At 63.9% G+C, this 8,786-nt stretch carries 8 protein-coding genes; 7 read left to right on the forward strand and 1 reads right to left on the reverse strand.

Annotated elements, in window-relative coordinates; translation table 11 throughout:
* Nucleotides 1-20: 20 nt before the first annotated feature.
* From ACREB7_RS13820 to ACREB7_RS13850, 7 genes are read left to right on the forward strand one after another with little or no spacing between them, the layout of a single operon-like run.
* On the forward strand, nt 21-488 hold the full coding sequence (locus tag ACREB7_RS13820; protein WP_431592856.1) for an NAD(P)H-dependent oxidoreductase subunit E: 468 nt from the start codon (nt 21-23) through the stop codon (nt 486-488).
* Nucleotides 485-2,059, forward strand: coding sequence for an NADH-ubiquinone oxidoreductase-F iron-sulfur binding region domain-containing protein (locus tag ACREB7_RS13825; protein ID WP_431592851.1), 1,575 nt, complete (start codon nt 485-487; stop codon nt 2,057-2,059). The genes ACREB7_RS13820 and ACREB7_RS13825 overlap by 4 nt, the downstream gene beginning before the upstream one ends.
* Nucleotides 2,060-2,063: 4 nt before the next feature.
* Complete coding sequence (fdhF, locus tag ACREB7_RS13830; RefSeq protein WP_431592852.1) at nt 2,064-4,910, forward strand: formate dehydrogenase subunit alpha; 2,847 nt, start codon at nt 2,064-2,066, stop codon at nt 4,908-4,910.
* The gene (locus tag ACREB7_RS13835) at nt 4,907-5,152 is read left to right on the forward strand and encodes a formate dehydrogenase subunit delta (RefSeq protein WP_374391958.1); all 246 of its coding nucleotides are present in this window, start codon (nt 4,907-4,909) and stop codon (nt 5,150-5,152) included. Before fdhF ends, ACREB7_RS13835 begins: the two co-directional genes overlap by 4 nt.
* Nucleotides 5,149-5,931 carry a formate dehydrogenase accessory sulfurtransferase FdhD gene (gene fdhD, locus ACREB7_RS13840; protein ID WP_431592853.1) on the forward strand — a complete coding sequence of 261 codons (783 nt, stop codon included), beginning with the start codon at nt 5,149-5,151 and terminating at the stop codon, nt 5,929-5,931. Before ACREB7_RS13835 ends, fdhD begins: the two co-directional genes overlap by 4 nt.
* A gap of 2 nt (nt 5,932-5,933) precedes the next feature.
* Nucleotides 5,934-6,470 (forward strand): molybdenum cofactor guanylyltransferase, encoded by a 537-nt coding sequence (mobA, locus tag ACREB7_RS13845; protein WP_431592857.1) that lies wholly within the window; start codon nt 5,934-5,936, stop codon nt 6,468-6,470.
* Nucleotides 6,463-7,668, forward strand: coding sequence for a molybdopterin molybdotransferase MoeA (locus tag ACREB7_RS13850; protein ID WP_431592854.1), 1,206 nt, complete (start codon nt 6,463-6,465; stop codon nt 7,666-7,668). Before mobA ends, ACREB7_RS13850 begins: the two co-directional genes overlap by 8 nt.
* A gap of 120 nt (nt 7,669-7,788) precedes the next feature.
* Here the strand turns inward: ACREB7_RS13850 and ACREB7_RS13855 are convergent, their stop codons facing one another.
* On the reverse strand, nt 7,789-8,322 hold the full coding sequence (locus ACREB7_RS13855; RefSeq protein ID WP_431592855.1) for an MbcA/ParS/Xre antitoxin family protein: 534 nt from the start codon (nt 8,320-8,322) through the stop codon (nt 7,789-7,791).
* Nucleotides 8,323-8,786 lie beyond the last annotated feature (464 nt).

The following is an 8,786-nucleotide window of genomic DNA, read 5'->3' on the forward strand; positions in this document are numbered from 1 at the left end:
TGCCGGAGAAGGTGGACGATATGCTGGCGGATGCTGCAAATCAGGTGATTGAAGACTGGGTAAGCCGACATGGCCGCGGCCGTGAGCAGCTGTTGCCGCTGCTCCACGCGATCCAGAATGCGATAGGCTATATCGATGATGGCTTTGTGCCACTCCTCGCATGCGCGCTCAACCTCTCACGGGCCGATGTGCATGGCGTGGTCACTTTCTATCATGACTATCGGCGCAGGCCGGCTGGGAAGCACGTCGTAAAACTCTGCCGCGCCGAAAGCTGCCAAGCGCGTGGCGGAGCGGAGGTCGAAGCGGCAGCCACTAGAATATTCGGCGTCCCGATGGGCGAGACACGCCGCGACGGTCAGGTCAGCCTGGAGCCCGTTTATTGCCTGGGCCTTTGTGCGATAGGGCCCAACGCCCTGGTCGACGGGCGCCCCATTGCAGGCGTCAACGGGGCGGCGCTCGATCGCATTGCGGCCGAGATCGCCGCGTGACACGGGTTTTTATCAGCTGCGACATGGCGTCGGTGGCGCTCGGCGCGGACGCCGTCGCACGCGCGTTTTCCGAAGCGGGATGCGAGGTGGTTCGCACCGGTTCGCGCGGCCTGTTCAGCATCGAGCCTCTGGTCGAGGTCGAGACCGGCGAAGGCCGGGTTGGTTGTGGCCCGGTTGGACCGGGCGATGTATCGGCGGTGCTCCAAAATACCCATCCGGCCCGCCTTGGCGATGTCGCCTCGCTTCCCTTCTTTGCCGCCCAGCAGCGATTTACCTTCGCACGCTGCGGGATCGTCGATCCGCTGAGTGTGGCCGACTATGCCGCGCATGGCGGCTGGACGGGGCTCGACATCGCACGATCGGCCGAGCCGCAGGCCGTGGTCGATACCGTCACGGCAAGCGGCCTGCGCGGGCGCGGCGGCGCGGGCTTTCCGACGGGCGTCAAGTGGCAGACCGTCCTCGATGCGCCCGGCGGCTCCAAATATATCGTCTGCAACGCCGACGAAGGCGACAGCGGCACTTTCGCCGACCGGATGCTGATGGAGGGCGACCCGTTTTGCCTGATCGAAGGCATGGCGATTGCCGCGCACGCGGTCGGGGCGAGCCATGGCTATATCTATATCCGCAGCGAATATCCGTTCGCAATCGACACGATGCAGAAGGCCCTCGCGCTATCCGCAAGCCGAATTGCGCCCTTCACCCTCGAAGTGCGCGTTGGCGCCGGCGCTTATGTGTGCGGCGAAGAGACCGCGCTGCTCGACAGCATCGAGGGCAAGCGCGGACAGGTGCGCGCCAAGCCGCCGCTGCCCGCGCTCTCCGGCCTGTTCGGCAAGCCGACGGTGATCAACAATGTGCTGAGTCTCGCCGCGGTGCCCTTCATCCTGTCGGCGGGCGCCGATGCCTATGCCCATGTCGGCTTCGGCCGCTCGCGCGGGACGATGCCGATACAGCTTGCGGGCAATGTGAAGAATGGCGGCCTGTTCGAGGTCGGCTTCGGCATCACGCTCGGCGAACTGGTGAACGACATCGGTGGCGGCACGTCGAGCGGCCGGCCGGTGCGCGCGGTGCAGGTCGGCGGACCGCTCGGCGCCTATTTCCCGCCGTCGATGTTCGACCTTCCCTTCGATTACGAAGCCTTCACGCAGGCCGGCGGGCTGATCGGCCACGCCGGGATCACCGTTTTCGACGACAGCGTCGACATGGCGCATATGGCGCGCTTCGCGATGGAATTCTGCGCCGTCGAAAGCTGTGGGAAGTGCACGCCGTGCCGGATCGGGTCGACCCGCGGCGTCGAGATTATGGATCGGATCATGGATGCACGAGGGGGGAGATCCTCGATGCAGGAGCGCCTTGCCGGTCCACTGGGCAAGGCGCTCCACTCGCGCAGCCCCGACCGGATCGACGTGAGCATCCCGGCACAGACCGCGCTACTGCGCGACCTTTGCGATACGATGAAATACGGCTCGCTCTGCGCGCTCGGCGGATTCACCCCCTATCCGGTGCTGAGCGCGCTCGATCATTTCCCCGAAGATTTCGGCGTCCCCGCGCCTGCTATCGAAGCAGCGGAGTAGAATCATGGGCTTCACCCGAGAAATCGACCATGGCACCCCGCCCGCGCTGGCGACCGGCCGCGATATCACGCTGACGATCGACGGCGAGGCGGTGACGCTGCCCGAAGGCACGTCGATCATGCGCGCCGCGTCACTGACCGGCACCGCGATCCCGAAGCTTTGCGCGAGCGATAATCTCGAAAGCTTCGGATCGTGCCGCCTCTGCCTTGTCGAGATCGAAGGCCGAAATGGCTATCCCGCAAGCTGCACCACCCCGATCGCCGACGGCATGATCGTGCGCACGCAGACCGACCGGCTGAAGCAGCTCCGCAAGGGCGTGATGGAGCTCTATATCTCCGACCACCCGCTCGACTGCCTGACCTGCGGTGCGAACGGCGATTGCGAATTGCAGGATCAGGCGGGCGCGGTTGGCCTGCGCGACGTGCGCTACGGCTATGACGGCGCGACCAACATGGGGCAGGCGAAGGATCATTCGAACCCCTATTTCGATTTCGATCCGTCGAAATGCATCGCCTGTTCGCGCTGCGTGCGCGCCTGCGATGAGGTGCAGGGCACCTTCGCGCTGACGATGGAAGGCCGCGGCTTCGACACCAAGGTATCACCGAGCCAAGGGCAGGATTTCCTGTCGTCCGAATGCGTTTCCTGCGGCGCCTGCGTGCAGGCATGCCCGACCGCGACGCTGATCGAGAAGAAGGTCGTCGAGGTCGGCACCCCCGAGAAGGCGGTGGTCACCACCTGCGCCTATTGCGGCGTCGGCTGCACCTTCCGCGCCGAGATGCGCGGCGAGGAACTCGTCCGCATGGTGCCGTGGAAGGACGGAAAGGCGAACCGCGGCCATAGCTGCGTCAAGGGCCGCTTCGCCTGGGGCTATGCCCAGCATCAGGACCGCATCCTGAAGCCGATGATCCGCACCAACATCACCGATCCCTGGCAAGAGGTGAGCTGGGAAGAGGCGATAGCGCGCGTGGCGAGCGACTTTCGTCATATCCAGGCCAAGTTCGGGACCCGCGCCGTCGGCGGCATCACCTCGAGCCGCTGCACCAACGAGGAAACCTTCCTCGTCCAGAAGATGATCCGGCAGGGTTTCGGAAACAACAATGTCGATACTTGCGCGCGCGTTTGCCACTCACCGACCGGATACGGACTGAAGACGACATTCGGAACCTCGGCGGGAACGCAGGATTTCGACAGCGTGATGCAATCGGACGTGATGCTGGTGATTGGTGCCAATCCGACCGATGGCCATCCCGTCTTCGCGAGCCGCATGAAGAAGCGCCTGCGACAGGGCGCCAAGCTCATCGTCGTCGATCCGCGGCGCACCGATCTCGTAAAATCGCCGCACGTCGAAGCCGAGCATCATCTGCCGCTGCGCCCCGGCACTAATGTCGCCCTTCTTACTGCGATGGCGCATGTCATCGTCACCGAACGCCTTTTTGACGAGAGCTTCATTCGCGAGCGCTGCGATTGGGACGAATTCCTCGACTGGTCCGACTTTGTTGCCGAAGCTCACCGCTCTCCGGAAGCGACAGAAGCCCTCACCGGTGTGATGTCGGAAGAGGTTCGCGCGGCGGCAAGGCTTTACGCGACGGGCGGGAATGCCGCGATCTACTATGGCCTCGGCGTTACCGAACATAGTCAGGGCAGCTCGACAGTGATGGCGATCGCCAACCTCGCGATGGCGACGGGCAATGTCGGGCGCGAGGGCGTCGGGGTGAACCCGCTGCGCGGCCAGAACAATGTCCAGGGCGCGTGCGACATGGGCAGCTTCCCGCATGAATTCTCGGGCTACCGCCATGTCTCGGACGAGGGCGCGCGCACCCTTTTCGAGAATGCCTGGGGCGTGAAACTAGACAGCGAGCCGGGACTGCGCATCCCGAACATGCTCGACGCCGCGACCGACGGGCATTTCAAGGGGCTGTTCATCCAGGGTGAGGACATTCTGCAGTCCGATCCCAACACACATCACGTCGCGGCGGGCCTCGCCGCGATGGAATGCGTCGTCGTGCAGGATCTGTTCCTCAACGAGACCGCGAACTACGCGCATGTTTTCCTGCCCGGATCGACCTTCCTCGAAAAGGACGGCACCTTCACCAACGCCGAACGCCGCATCCAGCGCGTCCGCAAGGTGATGGCGCCGCTCAACGGCCATGCCGACTGGGAGATCGTCCAGCTGGTCGCACAGGCGCTCGGCCTCGACTGGGACTACAAGCATCCGTCGGAAATAATGGACGAGATCGCGGCGCTGACCCCGACCTTCGCGGGCGTCCATTACGACCGGCTCGACGACGAAGGCTCGCTGCAATGGCCCGCGAACGATGCGGCGCCCGACGGCACCCCGACGATGCACATTGGCGGGTTCGTGCGCGGCAAAGGCAAGTTCGTCGTCACCGACTATGTCCCGACCGACGAGAAGACCGGGCCGCGCTTCCCGCTGCTGCTCACCACCGGGCGCATCCTCAGCCACTATAATGTCGGGGCACAGACGCGGCGCACCGCGAACACCGCCTGGCATCCCGAGGATCGCCTCGAGATACACCCACTCGACGCCGAAAATCGCGGCATCAAGGAAAGCGACTGGGTGAGCCTCCGAAGCCGCGCCGGCGAGACCACCCTGCGGGCGCTCATCACCGAGCGGGTGGCGCCCGGCGTCGTATATACGACCTTCCACCACCCCGACACGCAGGCGAACGTAATTACGACCGACTATTCGGATTGGGCCACGAACTGCCCCGAGTATAAGGTCACTGCGGTGCAGGTAGGCCTCTCGAACGGTCCGTCCGATTGGCAGGAAGATTATGCCGATCATGCGCGCAAAAGTCGACGCATTGCACCCATCGAAGCCGCCGAATGATGACGGGAGCGGTTGAAGACGGCGTGATGTCGACCGAGGATCGACTGATCTACATGGCCAACCAGATTGCCCGCAATCTAGAGGCGCTAGGTCCCGAACACTCCGTACAGATGGTGGCAGATCATATACGCGATTTCTGGGATCCATCGATGAAGCGTCGGATCGTTGCGCTGGCAAGCAGCCGGCCCGAAGCCCTCTCACCCATCGCGAGCGCAGCGGTTGGTCGGATCGCGCCCACTTGACCGTACCGACAACCAGTTACCCCTTTCGGCGCATCGCGGCGAGCGGAGACATTTCCCATGTCGAACGCGAACTGGCCGAAGAAGTCCCGATCGCCCTCGAGTTTAACGGTATCGGATATGCGGTGCTGATGGCGACGCCGCACGATATCGAAGACCTGGTTGCAGGCTTTCTATTGGCCGAGCGACTGCAGTTTGCGGGTGACACTGTCATCAACGTCTCACTTCACCGCGCCGAAGCCGGGCTGGTTGCCCGTGCGACGCTGCCCGCCGATCGCGCCGGCGCCCTGCTTGACCGCATCCGTCACCGCGCGTCGGATTCCTCTTGCGGCCTATGCGGAATCGAAAATCTGGAGCAGGCGATGCGTCCGCTTCCGCCCGTTGCGGCGAAGTGCGAGGCCGGCAACGATGCGGTCTTCAACGCCCTCGCCGAACTTTCCCGCTTCCAACTGCTGAATGCACGTACCGGCGCTGTGCATGCTGCGGCCTTGGTCGATGCGAGGGGATCGATCCGCATCGTCCGCGAGGATGTCGGAAGGCACAACGCCTTCGACAAATTGATCGGTGCCATGCGCCGCACGGGTGCGGCATGGGATGGCGGTTTTGCGCTCCTGTCCTCGCGTTGCTCCTTCGAGCTCGTCGAGAAGGCCGCGCTCGCGGATTGCCCGATGCTGGTCACTATCTCGGCTCCCACGCGTCTCGCCGTCGAGCGGGCCGCAAAGGCGGGGCTTGAACTCAGGGTCCTTGCGCGTCCGGATGCGCTGCTCGCGAGCGAATATTGACCATGCGGATTGCCGGTGTTGTCTTCGCAGGAGGCAATTCGCGCCGCTTCGGCCGCGACAAGGCTCTGGAGCTTTTTCGAGGCGTGGCCCTGATCGAGTGGGCGCTGGCCGCGCTTGGTCCATATGTGGAGCGGCGATTTGTTTCAGGACGCCTTTATCCTGGCCACGAGACGGTCGTCGACCGTCCTTCCGGCGGCCTTGGTCCCTTGGCAGGATTGGCGGGCGCGCTGCAGGCCGCAGCGGGCGAAAATTACACCCATCTTCTGTCGCTCCCTAGCGACGCTCCGCTGATCCCCGACGGGCTGATGACGGCGCTTGGCAAGCGAAGCGACGGGGCTTTTCTCCAGACATGTCCGGTGATCGGGATGTGGCCCACGCATTTCGGCGGCGATCTTGAGCGGTACTTGGCGGCAGGCGGTGACAAGTCAGTGTTGGCTTGGGCCACCAAAATGTCCATTCAGCCACTTGGCGGGTTCGGCAATATCACGAACATAAATTACGAGGCCGACCTCGCAAGGATCGCTACCTCGCATGACTGAGAAGATCAGCGTGAGTGAAGCGCTCGACCGGATCGAGAGCCACGTCGCTCCCTTGCTGCCGCGCATGATCCGTCTCGATGCCCAGGCTTATGGTCAGATCCTCGCTCGGACGACGACTGCGGCCGCAGACACGCCTCGGTTCGACTGTTCCGCGATGGATGGCTTCGCGCTCGCGACTTCCGAAACTTCGACCGCAACCGAGCAGCGCCCCGCGCAGTTCGAACTCGCGGCCGACATTCCCGCAGCGAGCAGACAGGACAAATTGGAACTAGGAACTGCCGCCCCGATCAGTACCGGCGCACCTCTGCCGGCTGGAGCAACGGCCGTCGTTGCCAAGGAGCAATGCCGTGTGGACCGGGGAAAACTTCTCATCTCAGAACCAGTCACGCCTTGGCGAAATGTCCGCCGACAGGGCGAAGATATGGCGAGCGGCGCGTTGGTTGCGAGCCCCGGGAGCTTTCTGTCCCCCGCGCTGATCGGAGCACTCCTCGCCTATGGTGTAGCGCAAGTCGAGGCGCGCTCGCTCCCCAAGGTCCACATCCTGCCGACAGGTTCTGAGTTCGCCTTGCCAATTCCTGCGGCATCGGTGCCGCGGATAGACTGCAACGGGCCAATGATCGGCGCAATATGCCGCTCGCTCGGCGTCGACTTTCACATCCAAGACCCGGTGCCCGACGACGCCGACATATTGTACGCAGCACTCCAAAGCCTTCAGGGAACGCCCCGCGCTGACCTCATCCTCTCAACTGGCGGCGTGTCGGTCGGCCCACATGACCTTGTCCGGGCGGCACTCGAAAAGGCCGGTGCGCGTATCGTGTTTCACGGTATCGCCATGCGGCCGGGCAAGCCGATATTGTTCGCGGTATTGCCCGACGGCCGTCCGTTCTTCGGGCTGCCGGGCAACCCCGTTGCAGCGTTGGTCGGCTTTCGATTTTTCGTCCTGGCGGCCATCCGCCAGCTGGTCGGCATAGACCGCGAATTGGGCCGCCCCATCGCCGCCCCCCAACCACCGCGAGAGGGTATCACGCAGTTCCTCCGCGCTCGCATCGCGGGAGATGGCTCGATCGTGCTGTCCGATGACCAGCGCTCGCACGTCATGCGCTCACTCATCGATAGCGACCATTGGGTATGTCTCGATGGCACTGGGCCGGAAGCAACCGCAACTATATTCCGCCAATCGCCAAGTTTGGCCGAGTGACGCCGCGTACCGGCCCCCCGACAGCCGGGATCCAATAACAAAACGCCGGTCGCTCGGATCCGGCGGTGGAGCGAGGTCATGCGCGAGCTTGTCGGCCGGTCGCTCTGACGCCGGAGCGTTTCAGCTTTTTGGCAGGAGTGCGAGCACGACCCGGAGGTCCGCCTCCGTGCCACAAGCTTCGATCGGTCGCCGTCCGCCGAGCTTCGGATGGGCGCTGTTGAGGAAAAGCTGCGATCGCGCAGGGTCGCGAAACGCGGTGTTGGTGGTTGAGGTCAGCCGCTTGCGCAAATCCTCGACAAGTTCCGCGGCGACCACACGCTGTTTGCGCGCGGTTTCGGCCAGGCCGATCTGCGCGAAACCCTTCCAGTATCGGTCGTCGCTTTCACTCGCCCATTCGAGAATGGGCTGGCCTTCGACAATTTTGCCTTCCAGCCATGCCGGCGCCTCGTCCTTCAGCGCGTGGGTTGCAGCCTCAATGAACTTCCTTTGGCGAGCCGCCTTCGCCTCCGCTAATTTCGCCTGCGCCTTCCGGTTCCGCTCTTCGCGCTGCCGCGCCGCCTGCCAAAGGATCGGCGGCACCGTGAACCAGTGGCCGAACTCGGTAGGCCGATCCAGGAACCCCTCTAGCTTGGCGCCTACCAGATCGGCCTTCACATCATCGACCCATCCCTGATCTATCTTGGGGTGCTGCGGCCTCTCGAGGATAACCTCCCCTATTGTCGCTTTCTGCGGGTCTCGGATCGCCTTTGCCGTCAACCCCCTGCGGGGGTTCGCCCTCGCGTGCCGCTCGGTGACGGCGGCGCCCGGCCCCTCTTTCTGGCGCCATCGGGGATGGTCCCCGAGCAACCAAGGAGACTTCACATGGCCACCATCGCAAATCTCACCCTCAAGGCGGACGGCAGCTACGAAGGCAATCTCGCCACCCTCAGCGTCACCGCGCCGATCGCGATCGTCCCGAACTGTCAAACGGCGTTCAAAAGGGACCCCCGATTGGAGTGGGCCCCTCGGGCCGGACAGGGTCACGCAGCTGATTTGACCATGGGCCGGGAGTGTTGCTGCTCGAACTGCGCAGGGCTGACATAGCCGAGCGCGGAATGTAATCTGCGTTGATTATAGAT

This window comes from Sphingopyxis sp. (genome assembly GCF_050725615.1).
In the GTDB taxonomy this organism is placed as follows: domain Bacteria; phylum Pseudomonadota; class Alphaproteobacteria; order Sphingomonadales; family Sphingomonadaceae; genus Sphingopyxis.